The following is a 16924-nucleotide window of genomic DNA, read 5'->3' on the forward strand; positions in this document are numbered from 1 at the left end:
AAGGGCCGGCTTCAATGCGCATCGAAGATCAGCGAACGATGCACCCCGGAGCCCGCCCTCACCCCATCGCCGACCGCCAACGCGACTGACCCGAACGGCATCGCCGCATCGCCACAGACATAAACACCCGGGACGCTGGTTGCACGCGTCATCGGGTCGGCCTGGATGAACGCCCCGAGCGGGCCGTCTTCAAAAGCACAGCCCAAGGACGCCGCGAGTGAACCGGCCACCTGGATGCGTGGCAAGACAAACAAGCCGTCAATGGCGATCACCCGTCCGTCCGCCAGCACCACGTCGGCCCGGTCGCCTTCAATACGTTCGACACGCTCCGGCACCAGGGTTACGCCGCGTCGGGCCAGGCTGTCCTGTTGCTCAAGGTCGGGCTCGAACACGCCATTGGTGAAGAATGTCGTCGGCCCCCAATCAGGCAGCATCAAGGCATGGTGGAGCGACATCGGCGAGGTCGCCAACACCCCGATGGGACCTTGTTCCAGTTCATAGCCGTGGCAATACGGACAATGGAAGACGCTTTTGCCCCAGCGCTGCGCCAGCCCTTCCACGTCGGGCAACTCATCGATGACCCCGGAGGCCAACAACAGCCGCTGGGTGCTGTAGCGTTGCCCGTCATGGCTCTCCACGATGAAGCCACCCGCCTCCTGGCTGGCCTTGCTCGCGGTACCCGATACCCATTCCACCGTTGGGTAGGCCAACAGCTGGCGGCGGGCCTCTTCGGCGATGTCCCCGGGCGCGCGGCCATCCTGGCCGAGAAAACCATGGGCGCTGGCCGCGAACCGGTTGCGCCGCTGGCCGGCATCGATGACCAGCACTTTGCGGCGGGCACGGGCCAATTGAAGGGCTGCGGACATCCCGGCGTAGCTGCCGCCTGCGATGATGACGTCGTAGTGCATGATCAATCTCCTGGGTGGTCCGGCGGAATTGATGAAGTCTCGACACATCGTAAGTTCCTTGAAAAGCGCCTGTCAACGATCTCGTAACTTTTGCAATTACAGGCGATACTCAGGCCGGTCTTCGCCACGGAACGCTGCAACGCTCATGAGAACCGACACCCGCCTGTCCCGCATGCTCCACGTTTTGATCCACATGGATCGCCACCAGCAATCGGCCACGTCCGACACCCTCGCGCAAATGCTGGGCACCAACCCGGTGGTGGTGCGCCGGACCATGGCGCTGCTCAAGGAACAGGGGTATGTCACGTCGGAAAAAGGCCATCGTGGCGGCTGGACCTTGAGCAAGCCGCTGTCGGAGATGACCTTGCTGGACATCCACCAGGCCTTGGGCAGCACGTCGATCTTTGCCATTGGCCTGTCCACGGATCATCCGCAATGCCTGGTGGAACAGGCGGTGAACGGCGCGCTGACGGATGCGTTCGATGAGGCCCAGGCGTTGCTGCTCAAGCGTTTGGGAGCAATTACCCTGGCGCAGTTGGCGGAGGATTTTGACGCGCGGTTTCGACAGGTGTGCGCAGAGGATGGGGCAGACCTTTCGCAGATCGGGCATTGATGTTGGCGGGCCCGCCGATATCGCGAGCAGGCTCGCTCCCACAAGGGATTCGCGGCGAATAGAAGGCTTGCGGTCAAGTCTGCCCCCTGTGGGAGCGAGCCTGCTCGCGATAACGGCGGCACATCCAATATCACCTGTTCAGATGAATCGCCATCGCGAGCACGCCCGCTCCCACATTAGGGGTTAACCGAGCGCCCAATATAAAAACGCCGCTCATTTGAGCGGCGTTTTTAGTACGACTTCAGACAGCGTCCGGCTTACAGCGCCATGTCAGCCGCTGGGTTGGCTTGCGGGGCGGCGCCCGGCTTGGCCGGTGCCACGGGGGCGCCAGGCTTGCCAATCACCGGCGGTGTGTCCAGTTGCAGGACTTCGCTGGTGTACGCCCATTCCTGGGCTACGCGCTCAGGGCTATCGTTGAGCTTGGTGCCGTAGCTCGGCACGATCTGGCGCAGTTTTTCCTGCCAGGCCGGGCTGGCGACCTTGTCCTTGAAGACCTTCTCAAGCACGGTCAGCATGATCGGTGCGGCAGTCGAGGCGCCTGGGGAGGCGCCCAGCAGGCCGGCGATGCTGCCGTCCTGGGACACGACCACTTCGGTGCCGAGTTTCAGCACGCCGCCCTTCTCTTCGTCACGCTTGATGATCTGCACGCGCTGGCCGGCCTGCCACAGGCGCCAGTCTTCTTGCTTGGCGTCCGGGAAGTACTCTTTCAAAGCGTTGAAGCGGTCTTCATCCGACAGCATCAGCTGGCCGGCCAGGTATTCGACCAGTGGGTACTGTTCGATACCGACCTTGGTCATCGGCCACACGTTGTGGGTGGTGGTGCTGGTCAGCAGGTCGAAGTACGAACCGTTCTTCAGGAACTTGGTGGAGAACGTTGCGAACGGGCCAAACAGGATCACCCGCTTGCCATCGAGCACACGGGTGTCCAAATGCGGAACCGACATCGGCGGTGCGCCCACCGAAGCCTTGCCATACGCCTTCGCCAGGTGCAGTTGGGCGACGGTCGGGTTTTCGGTGACCAGGAACGAACCACCTACTGGGAAACCGGCGTATTCACGCGCTTCCGGGATGTCGGACTTCTGCAGCAGGTGCAACGCACCGCCACCAGCACCGATGAACACGAACTTGGCGTCGGTCTCGGTTTCGGTACCGTCTTTCAGGTTCGTGTACGAAACGCGCCAGGTGCCGTCTTCGTTGCGGGTGATTTCTTCCACTTCGCTGGACAGCTTGAGGGAGAAGTTCGGCTTGGTTTGCAGGTAAGTCGCGAACTGGCGGGTGATTTCGCCGAAATTCACGTCAGTACCCAACGGGCTCCAGGTGGCCGCGACTTTCTGGCTAGGGTCACGCCCTTGCATCATCAGCGGAACCCACTTGCTGATCTGTGCAGGGTCTTCGGAATACTGCATGCCGGCGAACAACGGGCTGGCCTGGAGCGCTTCGTAGCGCTTCTTCAGGAACGCGATGTTGTCATCACCCCAGACGAAGCTCATGTGCGGCGTGGAGTTAATGAACGAGCGCGGGTTCTTCAGCACACCGTTCTTGACCTGCCAGGACCAGAACTGACGGGAGATCTGGAACGCTTCGTTGATCTCGATGGCCTTGACGATCTCGACCTTGCCATTCTTGTCTTCCGGCGTGTAGTTCAGCTCGGCCAGTGCAGAGTGACCAGTACCGGCATTGTTCCAACCGTTGGAACTCTCTTCGGCAACACCGTCCAGGCGCTCGACCATTTCCATGGTCCAGCCCGGCTCCAGCTCATTGAGCCAGACGCCGAGAGTCGAGCTCATGATGCCCCCACCAATGAGCAAGACATCCACTTTTTTTGGCTCGGCGGCGTGCGTGGTCGCAAGACCCATCGCCATCGCCAGGCCCAGTAGCGCCGTGTGTGTTTTCTTCAACATGTGTGTATCCCTAGGATGAACGCCATTCCGTCCACCGGTCCTGATCAAGGATAGATCACATCCACGGCCAGCAATGCTGGGGGATGGATCGAGACGGACTGGAGGATGGACCTACAGGGCCGAGCATATTCGTCGGCCTCTCGTTTATGTCTCTCCGGCGCTGACTTCTTGTAGGTCTTGGCTTCAGCTGGGTGAGGGACGCTGCAAACGGTGTTCATCGGGCCTGGCGTGGCCGTGCCCGATTGTCGCAGCGGGGGGAGTTTACATAAGGAAATAAACAGACCGAAGCGCATTTTTACATTCTTGGCAAAAACGCCGACCAAATGACGGCATTTTAATAGCCCTGGTAACCATTCGCGTAGGAACTGTGCGTGACCCGTGTAGGAGCTGACGAGTGCAACGAGGCTGCGATCTTGCCCTGGCCGCTTGAGTTTCAAGCGGATGAATCAAAAGATCGCAGCCTCGTTGCACTCGACAGCTCCTACGCAACTCCTACAGCGCCAACCTATCCGAGGATCTGACTCAACACCGCCCGCAACTTGCCAGGCTTGACCGGTTTGTTGAGCAGCGGAGCATCCAGCTTGCGCAGGGCGCGGCGGCACTGGTCGCTGCGGTCGGCGGTGATGATGACCGCCGGGATTGCCTGGTGGAAATGCTCGCGCAGGTGCCTGACCACTTCACAGCCGACGACCCCATGATCCAGGTGAAAATCCGCCAGGATCAACTCCGGCGCGCGGTTTTGCAGCACGTCAAGGGCGCCCGCCTCGTCGGTGGCGGTCAACACCTCGCAACCCCATTGCCCCAACAGCGCGGCCATGCTTTGCAAGATGCTCAGTTCGTTGTCGATCACCAACAAACGCCGCCCCGGCAGTGGGTTGCCGACGACCGCCTGGGCCGGGGCCTGGGACACGGGTTGCGGTTTTTCACTGGACAGCGGCACCTCGATGCTGAACACCGAACCCCGTCCCGGGCGCGAACGCACCTGTACCCGGTAACCGAGGATATGGGCGATGCGTTCGACGATCGCCAACCCCAGGCCCACGCCTTTGCGATCCGCCGCCCGGCCGACGTCCAGTTGGTTGAACTCGAGGAAAATCGACTCCAGGCAATCGGCGGCAATGCCCCGTCCCGTGTCCCAGACTTCCAGGCTCAGGCGCCCTCCCCGGCGTCGGGCCGCCAGGAGAATGCCGCCCTGGTTGGTGTAGCGGCAGGCATTGCTCAGCAGGTTGCGCAGGATACGGCTGATCAATCGCAGGTCGGTCAGCACCGCTTCGTCGCCAAAACGTACCCGCAGCTCCAACCCGGCGGCACCGGCCACCGATTGAAACTCCGACACCAGCGGCCCCAGCAACTCATCCAGCCGATACGGCGCCAGGTCGGGCTTGACGGCGGCCTGGTCGAGCCGGGAAATGTCCAGCAGGTCAGTGAGCAGGTCTTCGGCCCCTTCGAGCGCTTGATGAGTGCGTTCCACCAGCACGTGCTCGGCGGCAGGCAACTGGCGTTCACGCAAGGTGGCGATCAGCAGGCGGGCCGCGTTGAGGGGCTGCAACAGATCATGGCTGGCGGCGGCCAGGTACTTGTCCTTGCTGCGGTTGGCGGCCTGGGCGACATCCCGGGCATCGCGCAATTGCTGCTCTATCTGCTCGCGCTGGGCAATCTGCTGCTGCAGGTTGTGGTTGGCTTCCAGCAACGCATCGGTGCGCTCGGCCACCCGTTGCTCGAGTTGGTCATTGAGTTGTTGCAGGTGTCGGCGGGCCTGCTCCAGCTCATCGAGACGGGCCGTCAGTTCCGGGTAGTGACTCTTGCGCGTCGAGTGATTGCCCAGTCCCAGCAGCCCGGCCAGGGCTTTTTGCTGCTCGTCAGAGGGCTTCGCCATAGACGACCTCGACATCCCGCTGGCTCGACTCCCGAGGGTTGGTGAGGATGCACGGGTCGTGCATCGCATGTTGCGACAGGAACGGAATGTCCGAAGTGCTGACACCGTGCAGGCCCAGGGTCTCGTGGAAACCGATGGTGCGCTTGAGGGCAATCAGGTGCTCCACCAGCCGGCCGCGGATCTGCCGGTGATTGAGCCCCCGGCAATCGATGCCCAGGGTCTCGGCAATCACCTTGAAACGCTCCGGTGCCGAGTTGTAGTTGAACGCCACCACATGCTCCACCAGTACCGCGTTGCACAAGCCATGGGGCAAGTCGAGGAAACCGCCCAGGCTGTGGGACATCGCATGCACCGCCCCGAGGATCGCGTTGGAGAACGCCAACCCGGCCTGCATGCTGCCCAACATGATTTTTTCCCGCAGGGCGACGTCCGCCGGGTTGGCGATCATCTGCACCAGGTGGTTGTTGATCAGGCGCATGGCTTCCAGCGCATGGGGGTCGGTCAACGGACCGTGGCCGGTGGACACGAAGGCCTCGATGGCATGCACCAGGGCGTCGATGCCGGTACAGGCGGACAGGAACGGGTCCATGCTCAGGGTGGTTTCCGGGTCGATCAACGACACGTCCGGCACCGCCGCCTTGCTGACGATGGAAAACTTCATGCGTTCTTGCTGGTTGGAGATGATCACGAACTGCGACACGTCCGCCGACGTCCCCGCCGTGGTGGGAATCAAGATCAGTGGCGGGCTGGGCACGTGCAGGGTATCGACGCCTTCGAACTCGAGGATGTTGCGGCCGTGGGCGACGACAATGCCGATGCCTTTGCCGCAATCCATCGGGCTGCCACCGCCCACCGCGACGATGACATCGCAATGGTTTTCCCGGTACAGGTCAGCGCCGAGCATCACTTCCTCGACCCGGGGATTGGGCGAGACCGCGCTGTAGATGCAGTAATCGATACCTTGGGCCTGGAGGCTGGCTTCGACGTCCGCCACCCAACCGGCGGCGATTACCCCAGGGTCGGTGACGATCAGCACTTTGCGCGCGCCGAAGGTCTTGGCGTAGTTGCCGACATTGTGCCGACAACCGGCACCGAACATGATTTCAGGGGACACGAACTTGCGCAGCGGGCTGAGGCTCATCTTTTCAGTGACGTGGCTCATCGGTAAGCCTGTTGTTATTGTCTGGAATACCTTGAGCCTAAAGCATCCCACCGTGATTGCAATCAGACCAATGGGGTAGCCCGGCCTGAACGCCTCAGGCCGGGCCGGCACTCATCGGTTGGCGAAGTACATCGTCACTTCAAAGCCGATACGCAGGTCGGTGTACGCGGGTTTAGTCCACATGGGTCTTTCCTCTTCTTGTACCGGGCGATTCCGGCAAGGTCATTAATGCACGCCACGCCTGGGGCTCGAATGCTACTTTCGAAGCGGTGGGTGGGGTGCGTTGGTACTACTGGAGCAGCGAGCACTTGTGGCGAGGGAGCTTGCTCCCGCTGGGCTGCGCAGCAGCCCCAAAAATAGCAGCCACACAATCAATATGTGCATCAAGGAAAGGGCCGCTTCGCGGCCCAGCGGGAGCAAGCTCCCTCGCCACAGGGTCCCTGCAACTGCCTTGTTATCTCCCAGGGTTAGAAGAACCCCAGCGGATTGATGTCATAGCTCACCAGCAGGTTCTTGGTCTGCTGGTAGTGGTCGAGCATCATCTTATGGGTTTCACGACCCACGCCGGACTTCTTGTAGCCACCGAACGCGGCATGGGCCGGGTACAGGTGGTAGCAGTTGGTCCACACGCGACCGGCCTTGATCGCCCGGCCCATGCGGTAGGCGCGGTTGATGTCGCGGGTCCACAGGCCGGCGCCGAGGCCAAACTCGGTGTCGTTGGCGATGGCCAGGGCTTCGGCTTCGTCCTTGAAGGTGGTCACGCCCACCACCGGGCCGAAGATTTCCTCTTGGAACACGCGCATTTTGTTGTGGCCCTTGAGCAGGGTTGGCTGGATGTAATAGCCGCTCGACAAATCCCCCTCGAGTCGCTCGGCAGCGCCGCCGGTGAGCAGCTCGGCGCCTTCTTGCTGGGCAATGTCAAGGTACGACAGGATCTTGTCGAATTGCTGCTCGGACGCCTGGGCGCCGACCATGGTCTCGGTGTCCAGCGGGTTGCCGCGCTTGATCTTGGCGATCTTTTTCATCACCTCGGCCATGAACGGCACGTAGATCGACTCTTGCACCAAGGCGCGCGATGGGCAGGTGCAGACTTCGCCCTGGTTGAAAAACGCCAGCACCAGGCCTTCAGCCGCCTTTTCGATAAAGGCCGGCTCGGCTTGCATGATGTCTTCGAAGAAGATGTTTGGCGACTTGCCGCCCAGTTCCACGGTGGACGGGATGATGTTCTCGGCGGCGCACTTCATGATGTGCGAGCCCACCGGGGTGGAGCCGGTGAAGGCGATCTTGGCGATGCGCTTGCTGGTGGCCAGGGCTTCACCGGCTTCGCGGCCGAAACCATGGACGATGTTCAACACCCCGGGTGGCAGCAGGTCGGCGATCAGTTCCGCGAAGACCATGATCGACAGCGGCGTCTGTTCGGCCGGCTTGAGTACGATGCAGTTACCAGCGGCCAGGGCCGGGGCGAGTTTCCAGGCGGCCATCAGCAGCGGGAAGTTCCACGGGATGATCTGCCCGACCACGCCCAGCGGCTCGTGGAAATGATAGGCCGTGGTCAATTCGTTGATCTCGGCCGCCCCACCCTCTTGGGCGCGGATGCAGCCAGCGAAGTACCGGAAATGGTCGGCCGCCAGCGGCACGTCGGCATTGAGGGTTTCGCGCACGGCCTTGCCGTTGTCCCAGGTCTCGCTGACGGCGAGGATTTCCAGGTTCTGCTCGATGCGGTCGGCGATTTTCAACAGTGCCAGGGAGCGGTCCTGCACCGAAGTCTTGCCCCAGGCATCGGCGGCGGCATGGGCGGCATCCAGCGCCTTGTCGATGTCGGCGGCGTTGGAGCGTGGGAATTGGGCAATGACTTCGCCGTTGACCGGGGACGTGTTGGTGAAGTACTCGCCGTTGACCGGCGCGACGAATTCGCCGCCGATGAAATTGCCATAGCGCGGTTTGAAGGAAACGACGGCGCCTGGGGTTCCGGGTTGTGCGTAGATCATGATGGGGCCTCTGCCTGGTCGATGCCTGTCACGGGACAGGCGATAGGCCGATGGTAGAGAGCCCCGTGCCGTGGACGAATGCGTCATTGGCAGGGGGCTCTCTCGTTATTTGGTCGTAGGTTTCAAGCGATTGGCGCAAGTTCAAGGCCAGCGCAGGCCCTTGTGGCGAGGGAGCTTGCTCCCGCTCGGCTGCGAAGCAGTCGCCAAGAATCGGGAGCGCTTCGCACTCCAGCGGGAGCAAGCTCCCTCGCCACGGGTCCTGGCAGGTTTTAGCGCTTGGCGACAAGCTCTTTCGGCAACTTGAAGGTCCAGAGCATGCCGCCCTGGTTGAAGTCCTTCACGCGCTTGGCCACCTCGCCGCCCCACAGCGGCACCGCACCGCCCCAGCCGGAAACTACGGAGACGTATTGCTCACCGTCCATTTCCCAAGTGATGGGCGAGCCAAGCACGCCGGAGCCGGTCTGGAACTCCCAGACTTTTTCCCCGGTCTTGGCGTTGAACGCCTGGAGGAACCCTTCAGGCGTGCCGGTAAACACCAGGTTGCCCTTGGTGGTCAGGACCCCGCCCCACAGTGGCGCGAAGTTCTTGTGGCGCCAGACTTCCTTGCCGGTCTTGGGGTCGATGGCCCGCAGCACGCCGATGTAATCCTCGTTCAGCGGCTTGATGGTGAACCCGGCCCCGAGGAACGCCGCGCCTTTCTTGTAGGCGATGCCTTCGTTCCAGATGTCCATGCCCCACTCGTTGGACGGCACGTAGAACAGGCCGGTGTCCTGGTTGTAGGCCATGGGCATCCAGTTTTTCGCACCGAGGAAGGCCGGGGCGACGAACACCGAACTGCCCTTGGCTTCGCTGCCCGGTGCGCCCGGACGGCTGGCCTCGTTATAGATCGGCCGCCCGTCCTTGTCCAAGCCAGTGGCCCAGGTGATCTTGTCGACAAACGGGAAGCCGCGGATGAACTTACCGTTGGTGCGGTCGAGCACGTAGAAGAAGCCGTTCCGGTCGGCCGTTGCCGCAGCCTTGATGTCCTTGCCGCCTTCCTTGTAGTTGAACGAAATCAGTTCATTGACGCCGTCATAGTCCCAGCCGTCGTGGGGCGTACTCTGGAAATGCCACTTGATGGTGCCGTCGTCCGGGTTCAGGGCCAGGCGCGACGACGAATAGAGGTTGTCGCCAGGACGCAGGTGGGAGTTCCAAGGGGCCGGGTTGCCGGTGCCGAACAGCAGCAGGTTGGTTTCCGGGTCGTAGTAGCCCCCCAGCCAAGGCGCCGCGCCGCCGGTTTTCCAGAGATCGCCCGGCCAGGTCTTGCCCGCCTCGCCACCGGAGATACCGTTCTCGACCGCCTTGCCATCCTTGTAGACGTAACCCATGTGGCCTTCCACCGTCGGGCGGGTCCACAGCAGCTCGCCATTCTTCGGATCGTAGGCACTGATCTGGCCGACCACGCCGAATTCGCCACCGGCCACACCGGTGATCAGCTTGCCGTTCACCACCATGGGCGCGGCGCTGATGGAATAACCTTCCTTGTGGTCGGCCACCTTCTTGCTCCACACCACTTTGCCGGTGTCCTTGTTCAAGGCCACCAGCTTGGCGTCGAGGGTGCCGAAGAACACCAGGTCGCCATACAGCGCCACGCCGCGGTTGATCACGTCGCAGCAGGGACGGATGTCATCAGGCAGACGCGCATCGTACTGCCACAGTTTCTTGCCGGTGCGCGCATCCACCGCGAACACCCGCGAATAGGAACCGGTGAGGTACATCACCCCGTCCTTGATCATCGGCTGGGCCTGCTGGCCGCGCTGCTTTTCGCCACCGAAAGAGAACGCCCAGACCGGGCGCAAGTCCTTGATGTTGTTGACATTGAGACTGTCGAGCGGGCTGTAGCGCTGGCCCTGGACGCCCAGGCCGTTGGTCACGACCTGCTGCGGGTTCTTCGGATCCTGGAGAATTTCCTGATCGGTCACGGCGGCCAAGGCCGAACCTGACAGCAGCATGGCACTGAGCAGCAGGCTCACGGCGAAGGGTTGGCGACGTGCGGGATGAGTCATGACGGCTACCTCTGCGGTTATTGTTATACCCGGGAAATTTTCCCGGTCTGCCACAGATTCTTGGGCTCGGGGCCCTCGCCAACAATTGCCCGCTGTGTTGAGTTTTCTAGTTCCTTGGTACACATGAGGCGTCGTCGCATCCAGCTTCTTTGCCGGTGCCTCCCCCTGTGGCGAGGGAGCTTGCTCCCGCTGGGGCGCGCAGCGGCCCCAAAAATAGCCCAGCCAACATTGATAGCCAGGTTGAACGACAGGGGGCTGCTGCGCAGCCAAGCGGGAGCAAGCTCCCTCGCCACAGGGGTATGTGTTCAGTCGGGATCATGGGTATCCACTCGCTTCATCCCCGCCCGCTCATAACGCGGATAGAGATGACTGACGCTACGAATCAACTCATACCGACTCAAGCTGATCCCGGCAAAGCGCTCGGGAATAGGGCTGCGGATCATCTCGGCCATGTCGTCACCTCGGGTAGCACCATCGCGCATCAGTTGGTCGAGCCAGCCCAGGTAATCACGCATCTGCGCAAAAGGCTGGGTGTCACGCGCGACCGGGCCGTGACCAGGCACAATCTGCTTCCAGGGCAAGGCCTGCAAGGTGTCCAGGTCCTTGAGCCAGACTTCCAGACCGGGGCTGTTGGGGGTGGTCAGGGCCCGCTCGTAGAACACCAGGTCGCCGGCGAACAGCACGCCAGTGGTTTCATCCAGGATCGCCAGGTCCGCGCCGGTGTGCCCGGCCAATGCCAGCAGACGCAACGAATGATCGCCCAGCGTCAGCGTCTCGGCCGCCAGCACTTGGGTTGGCAGTACCACCTCGGTGCCGCGCATCCAGTCGCCCACCAGCCGGTACATGTTCTCCGCCAGCGCATCACCCTGTTGTCGCAGCAGGTCGGTGGTGCCCGCCAAGGCACCGATAGGCACGTCGCTGAACGCCTGGTTGCCCAATACGTGGTCAGGGTGATGATGGGTCAGCAAGACCTGGATGACCGGCTTGTCGGTGGTCGCGGCAATGGCCTGGCGCAGCGCCTCGCCGTAGCGTTTCGACGGCCCGGTGTCGATCACCACCACGCCGGCCTCGGTGACGATGAACGCCGTATTGACGATGTTGCCGCCGTTGGCCTTGGCAAAATTCTCGGTGCTGCCTTCCAGCAGCCAGGTGCCTGCGGCGATCTGCCGGGGCTTGAGTGAATAATTGGTGGCGGACCATGCCGGCAGGCACAGGCCAAGACAGAGCAGTAACAGCCAGCGCATGGCGCGCTCCTTCTGGTCAGGGAATGGCCGCCTCGAACGCGTTGCCGCTGTTGTCGCGCAGCACCAGGCGGGTCTGTCCCGGGCCTTGGATATCGAAGCCCAGGTTGGGGTTTTCGCTGACCGCCGGGAACAGCTCCAGGCGCGCCAACACCTGGCCGTCGGCGTCCAGCAGTTGCGCCTGGTTGAGGAAAAACTCCGGGATGCCGCTCACCAGGCCGTTGTCCATTGGATGGTTGACTTGCAGGCGCAGGCGACTCGAATCCCCTCGCGGATAACGGCCGCCCAGTACCTCGCCCAAGTGTTCCTCCCAGCCCGGCTGGGTGCGCACCACGCTGGGGGCAGTGCAGCCGCCACCGGCTGCATCGATCAGGGTCGAACCGACGTGCCACAGGCCATCGCGGGTCTGCACGGCGGCGCGCAACGGCGTGGCTTGCTCGATGCGAATACGGACCGACAGCCAAGGCAGCACCCGCTCCCCGGGTTGGAAGTCGACGATTTTCGGCAAGGGGTTCAGCTCGGCCCAGGCCAGCACCCGTACGACGTCGCCGGCAAAGGCCCGGGCATCGATTTCCAGTGGCACCTGGCGCGCATCTTCGGCAAACGGTGGCGCCAGCAGCCGCACTCGGTCGTCGAACACGAACGGCGCCTCCCCCAGCAACTGCTTGTGATAAAAGGCCCACATCACCGACGGCACCGGATCCTTCCCCGGCTCGACCGCCATCGCCAGCCACGGCAGGCACCCTAACAGCAGGCCATACGCTCGCCAGTTCATCCCTGCGCTCCTATTGGTACATTTCGGGTACGTCGTAGCGCAGGCCATAGCGGGCATACATCGCCTTGAGGCTGCCGTCGCGGATCAAGCCTTCCAGCGCCTCTTCCACCGCGTAGGCCAACTGACGGTTGCTTTCGTGCACCGCCATGCCGATTTCCCAGCGTTGCTTGCCCATGTTCGGATAGGCGTTCTCCGCCAGCGCCAACTGCCGATCGGCCGCCTCATGCACCTGCCAGTCAACTTCCCCGCGCATGGCCATGACGGCGTCGACCTCTCCGGCCTGCATGGCCCCGAAGGCCTTGGCGACGCTGGGGTAATGGCGAGTCTTGGCGCTGAGCATGCCGTTGAACACCGAGGTCAGGTAGAACGACGGCACACTGTCGACCTCCACCCCGATGGAGTGTTGCTGGAACACGGCGACACTGCCCACCGACGCCAGCCGGCGACGGTCATACGCCACCTGCCAGCATTCCTGCTGATAGGGACCGAACATCACCACCTGGGCGTTTTCCAGTTCCCCGATGTCGTTGCGCCTTTGCACGTAGTCGTGATCGTATGGCACCCGCATCATCAAGTCGGCCAGTTGCCGGTCGTGCAGCGGGCTGCTGCGCCAGATGTAATCGCGCAGATCGTCGTCGAGCTTCTCGCCGGGCGGTGCCCACATCAGTTTCAGACGCACGCCCATGGCCTTGGCCAAGGCTTGCGCCAATTCAACATCGACACCCCGGGGCTGGCCCTGATCCTCAAAACTGTAGGGCGCGAAATCCTTGTAGACCGCCACCTTCAACTCCCCGGCGGCGATCATCTGATCGTAGCTGCGCACCTGCGCCTGCACCGCCTGGCCACACAGCAGCACGCTGCACATCACCCACGCGAACAGGCGCATGGCGATCACTCCTCGACGTGCACGCTGTCGAGGTAAGTGCGCACCGCCCACAGGGCCTCCTGGCTCAGGTAATCGGCCATCTTCGGCATGTAGACCCGGCCGTCGCGCACCGCACCATGGCGTACGCGTTCGACGAACCATTCATCGCCGGCCTCGGCGGCGTCGAGCATGCGCAGGTCCGGGGCGATTCCGCCGGACTTGGCCTCCAGGCCATGGCAGGCCGCGCAGTTCTGGTTGTAGGCCGAGGCGCCGATCTCCACGGCTTTTTCACGCTCGGGAGCATTGCGATACGGGTTCTGGGCAGCCCACCCATCGGCGTCCAGCGGCAGGTTGGTGTCCTTGATCGGGGTCAGTCCCTTGGTTTCCACTGCTTGGGGCACTACGTTGCCATGGGCCCATGCGGAGCCTGCGCCGGTCAGCCCCATCCATAATGCGGTAGCGATGATGGCGTTGCGTTTTGTTGTCATTGTTATGCCCTCTGGATTGCACGCAAGACCTCTTGGCAGAGGCCGTGCCGTCATCTTAGGAACCCTGTGCCGCCAGCCGAATGCTGCTTTGGTGGCCGGGGTCTAGTTCCTTGGTAGCAGGCCATCCGACGCAAGTCGCAAAGACAGGCGGTTTGGGAAATCTTCCCGGCAAAGGCGGGACTTTTTCCGTATCGGCGGCCCCCGGCGCAACCCAACCTAGTCAGGCCAAAACCTTTCACTGGGAACTGCCACCATGAGAATAAAAACGCTACCCGCCCTCTCCTCCCTGACGGTTGCCTTGCTGCTGGCCGGCAGTCTGTCGCTGAGCCCCTTGGCCAGCGCCGCAGCGCCAGGGGTCAGTTGGGAAGACATCGCCAACGACCACCTGACCACCCAGGACGTGTTGCAATACGGCATGGGCACCAACGCCCAGCGCTGGAGCCCGCTGGCCCAGGTCAACGACAAGAACGTGTTCAAGCTGACCCCGGCCTGGTCCTACTCATTCGGCGACGAGAAGCAGCGCGGCCAGGAATCCCAGGCCATCGTCAGCGACGGCGTGGTGTACGTCACCGGTTCGTACTCGCGGGTGTTCGCCCTCGACGCCAAGACCGGCAAGCGCCTGTGGACCTACAACCACCGGCTGCCGGACAACATTCGCCCGTGCTGCGACGTGGTCAACCGCGGCGCGGCCATCTATGGCGACAAGATCTATTTCGGCACCCTGGACGCCCGCGTGGTCGCCTTGGATAAAAACACCGGCAAGGTGGTGTGGAACAAGAAGTTCGGCGATCACGCCGGCGGCTACACCATGACCGGCGCCCCGGTGCTGATCAAGGACAAGACCAGTGGCAAGGTGCTGCTGATCCACGGCAGTTCCGGTGACGAGTTCGGTGTGGTCGGGCAACTGTTCGCCCGCGACCCGGACACGGGTGAGGAAGTCTGGATGCGCCCGTTCGTGGAGGGCCACATGGGCCGCCTCAACGGCAAGGACAGCACCCCGACCGGCGACGTCAAGGCGCCCTCCTGGCCCGACGACAAGACCACCGAGACCGGCAAGGTCGAGGCCTGGAGCCATGGCGGCGGCGCACCTTGGCAGAGCGCCAGTTTCGATCCCGAGACCAACACCATCATTGTCGGCGCGGGCAACCCCGGCCCATGGAACACCTGGGCGCGCACGTCCAAGGACGGCAACCCCCATGATTACGACAGCCTCTACACCTCCGGCCAGGTCGGCGTCGACCCAAGCACCGGCGAGGTGAAGTGGTTCTACCAACACACGCCCAACGACGCCTGGGATTTCTCCGGCAACAACGAGCTGGTGCTGTTCGACTACAAGGACAAGGACGGCAAGGTGGTCAAGGCCACCGCCCACGCCGACCGCAACGGTTTCTTCTACGTGGTGGACCGCAACAACGGCAAGCTGCAGAACGCCTTCCCCTTCGTCGACAACATCACCTGGGCCAGCCACATCGACCTGAAGACCGGCCGCCCGGTGGAAAATCCCGGCCAGCGCCCGGCCAAGCCATTGCCTGGTGAAACCAAGGGCAAGCCAGTGGAAGTCTCGCCGCCCTTCCTTGGTGGCAAGAACTGGAACCCCATGGCCTACAGCCAGGACACCGGCCTGTTCTACGTCCCCGGCAACCAGTGGAAAGAGGAGTACTGGACCGAGGAAGTGAACTACAAGAAAGGTTCGGCCTACCTGGGCATGGGCTTTCGCATCAAGCGCATGTACGACGATCACGTCGGCAGCCTGCGAGCGATGAACCCCACCACCGGCAAAGTGGTCTGGGAACACAAGGAACCGCTACCGCTGTGGGCCGGCGTGCTGGCGACCAAGGGCAACCTGGTGTTCACGGGCACCGGCGACGGCTTCTTCAAGGCCTTCGACGCGAAGACCGGCAAGGAACTGTGGAAATTCCAGACCGGCAGCGGCATCGTCTCCCCGCCCATCACCTGGGAGCAGGACGGCGAGCAGTTCATCGGCGTGACCGTCGGCTACGGCGGCGCCGTGCCGCTGTGGGGCGGCGACATGGCCGAACTGACCAAGCCCGTGGCCCAGGGCGGGTCGTTCTGGGTATTCAAGATCCCGAGTTGGGATAAGGCGACGGCGCAGAAATAACCCTGACCTGTACCCCATCCCCTGTGGGAGCGGGCTTGCTCGCGAAAGCGGTGGTTCAACCAGCATTGATATTGACTGGCACTACGCCTTCGCGAGCAAGCCCGCTCCCACACTTGCCCGAGTTCATGCCATGAAATCATTGCCATTGCTGCTGCTGTTCATCGGCACCTTTGCCCATGCCGACGACCCCAACACCCCACTGGCCATCAACGGCTGCATCATCGCCGAATCCAGCCAATGCCCCGGCGCCAACCTGCGCGGCGCACAACTGGCGAATCAGGACCTGCGCAAGATGAACCTCAGCGGCGCCGACCTGCGCGATGCCGACCTGCGGCACGCGCGGCTGGACTTGGCCAACCTTGAGAAAGCTCAGCTACAAGGCGCCAACCTGACCCGTGCCAGCCTGCAACAAAGCAACCTGCGCCTGGCGGACTTCAGCGGTGCCACGCTCATGGCGATCCAGGGTTGGGGCCTGTTCGCCCAAGGCGCGCAATTCCAGCGTGCCGACCTGACGGCGGCCTACCTACAATTCGCTCGCCTGTCCGGTGCCCGCCTGCACGAGGCCAATCTGCAAGCCGCGGACCTGGAAATGGCCTGGCTGAGCAAGGCCGACCTCAAGGGCGCCAACCTGCGCGACGCCAACCTGCAAGAAGCCAAGCTCGGCGAAAGCAACCTGGAACAGGCCAACTTGAGCGGTTCTCGCCAGCATTATGGGAATTTCCAGGATGCGAATATGCAGGGCTGTACCGGGTGCCCAACGTCCTGGGATAGATGAGCCTGTCGCGCCCCTGTGGCGAGGGAGCTTGCTCCCGCTGGGGTGCGAAGCAGCCCCCAATAGGGTCAACTCAATGAGCCTGACACACCGAGGTGCCGGGTTTTGGGGGCGCTCCGCACCCCAGCGGGAGCAAGCTCCCTCGCCACAGGTGATCGCATTTCAAATCAA

At 62.7% G+C, this 16924-nt stretch carries 14 protein-coding genes; 3 read left to right on the forward strand and 11 right to left on the reverse strand.

Translation table 11 applies throughout. From position 1 onward, the window contains the following. Positions 1-11: 11 nt before the first annotated feature. Positions 12-908, reverse strand: a complete 897-nt coding sequence (locus tag M1D99_RS17555; protein ID WP_434570702.1) for an NAD(P)/FAD-dependent oxidoreductase — start codon at positions 906-908, stop codon at positions 12-14. A 145-nt stretch (positions 909-1053) separates the two neighbouring features. Between M1D99_RS17555 and M1D99_RS17560 the strand changes: the two genes are divergently transcribed. Further along, the gene (locus M1D99_RS17560) at positions 1054-1521 is read left to right on the forward strand and encodes an Rrf2 family transcriptional regulator (RefSeq protein WP_186707622.1); all 468 of its coding nucleotides are present in this window, start codon (positions 1054-1056) and stop codon (positions 1519-1521) included. 257 nt (positions 1522-1778) lie between these two features. On the opposite strand, the gene mqo is transcribed toward M1D99_RS17560, so the two are convergent. The 10 genes from mqo to pedF all read right to left on the reverse strand — a co-directional run bounded on the left by mqo (position 1779) and on the right by pedF (position 13862). Further along, on the reverse strand, positions 1779-3422 hold the full coding sequence (gene mqo, locus M1D99_RS17565) for a malate dehydrogenase (quinone) (protein ID WP_458130511.1): 1644 nt from the start codon (positions 3420-3422) through the stop codon (positions 1779-1781). Positions 3423-3927: 505 nt separating this feature from the next. Next, entirely contained in the window at positions 3928-5298 is a 1371-nt protein-coding gene (locus M1D99_RS17570) for a NahK/ErcS family hybrid sensor histidine kinase/response regulator (protein ID WP_458130512.1), read from the reverse strand. Continuing rightward, a complete protein-coding gene (gene ercA / locus M1D99_RS17575) occupies positions 5282-6439 on the reverse strand; it encodes an alcohol dehydrogenase-like regulatory protein ErcA (protein WP_186707672.1) in 1158 nt (385 codons plus the stop codon). The genes M1D99_RS17570 and ercA overlap by 17 nt, the downstream gene beginning before the upstream one ends. A gap of 132 nt (positions 6440-6571) precedes the next feature. Further along, positions 6572-6643 carry a pyrroloquinoline quinone precursor peptide PqqA gene (pqqA, locus tag M1D99_RS17580; protein ID WP_003243383.1) on the reverse strand — a complete coding sequence of 24 codons (72 nt, stop codon included), beginning with the start codon at positions 6641-6643 and terminating at the stop codon, positions 6572-6574. Between the two features lie 284 nt (positions 6644-6927). Continuing rightward, the gene (gene exaC / locus M1D99_RS17585) at positions 6928-8448 is read right to left on the reverse strand and encodes an acetaldehyde dehydrogenase ExaC (RefSeq protein ID WP_458130513.1); all 1521 of its coding nucleotides are present in this window, start codon (positions 8446-8448) and stop codon (positions 6928-6930) included. 269 nt (positions 8449-8717) lie between these two features. Next, positions 8718-10493 (reverse strand): PQQ-dependent methanol/ethanol family dehydrogenase, encoded by a 1776-nt coding sequence (locus M1D99_RS17590; protein WP_250962029.1) that lies wholly within the window; start codon positions 10491-10493, stop codon positions 8718-8720. Between the two features lie 305 nt (positions 10494-10798). Continuing rightward, entirely contained in the window at positions 10799-11737 is a 939-nt protein-coding gene (locus M1D99_RS17595; protein ID WP_458130514.1) for a quinoprotein relay system zinc metallohydrolase 1, read from the reverse strand. A 16-nt stretch (positions 11738-11753) separates the two neighbouring features. Further along, entirely contained in the window at positions 11754-12509 is a 756-nt protein-coding gene (locus tag M1D99_RS17600; RefSeq protein WP_186707616.1) for a quinoprotein dehydrogenase-associated SoxYZ-like carrier, read from the reverse strand. 10 nt (positions 12510-12519) lie between these two features. Further along, positions 12520-13395 carry a substrate-binding periplasmic protein gene (locus M1D99_RS17605; RefSeq protein WP_458130515.1) on the reverse strand — a complete coding sequence of 292 codons (876 nt, stop codon included), beginning with the start codon at positions 13393-13395 and terminating at the stop codon, positions 12520-12522. 5 nt (positions 13396-13400) lie between these two features. After that, positions 13401-13862, reverse strand: a complete 462-nt coding sequence (pedF, locus tag M1D99_RS17610) for a cytochrome c-550 PedF (RefSeq protein ID WP_186707614.1) — start codon at positions 13860-13862, stop codon at positions 13401-13403. A 253-nt stretch (positions 13863-14115) separates the two neighbouring features. Between pedF and exaA the strand changes: the two genes are divergently transcribed. Beyond that, the gene (gene exaA, locus M1D99_RS17615; RefSeq protein WP_186707613.1) at positions 14116-15981 is read left to right on the forward strand and encodes a quinoprotein ethanol dehydrogenase; all 1866 of its coding nucleotides are present in this window, start codon (positions 14116-14118) and stop codon (positions 15979-15981) included. Positions 15982-16111: 130 nt separating this feature from the next. Next, positions 16112-16756: a pentapeptide repeat-containing protein gene (locus M1D99_RS17620; RefSeq protein ID WP_458130516.1), complete on the forward strand. Its 645-nt coding sequence runs from the start codon at positions 16112-16114 to the stop codon at positions 16754-16756. Positions 16757-16924: the final 168 nt, after the last annotated feature.

The sequence above is a fragment of the Pseudomonas sp. R3-41 genome, assembly GCF_054161485.1.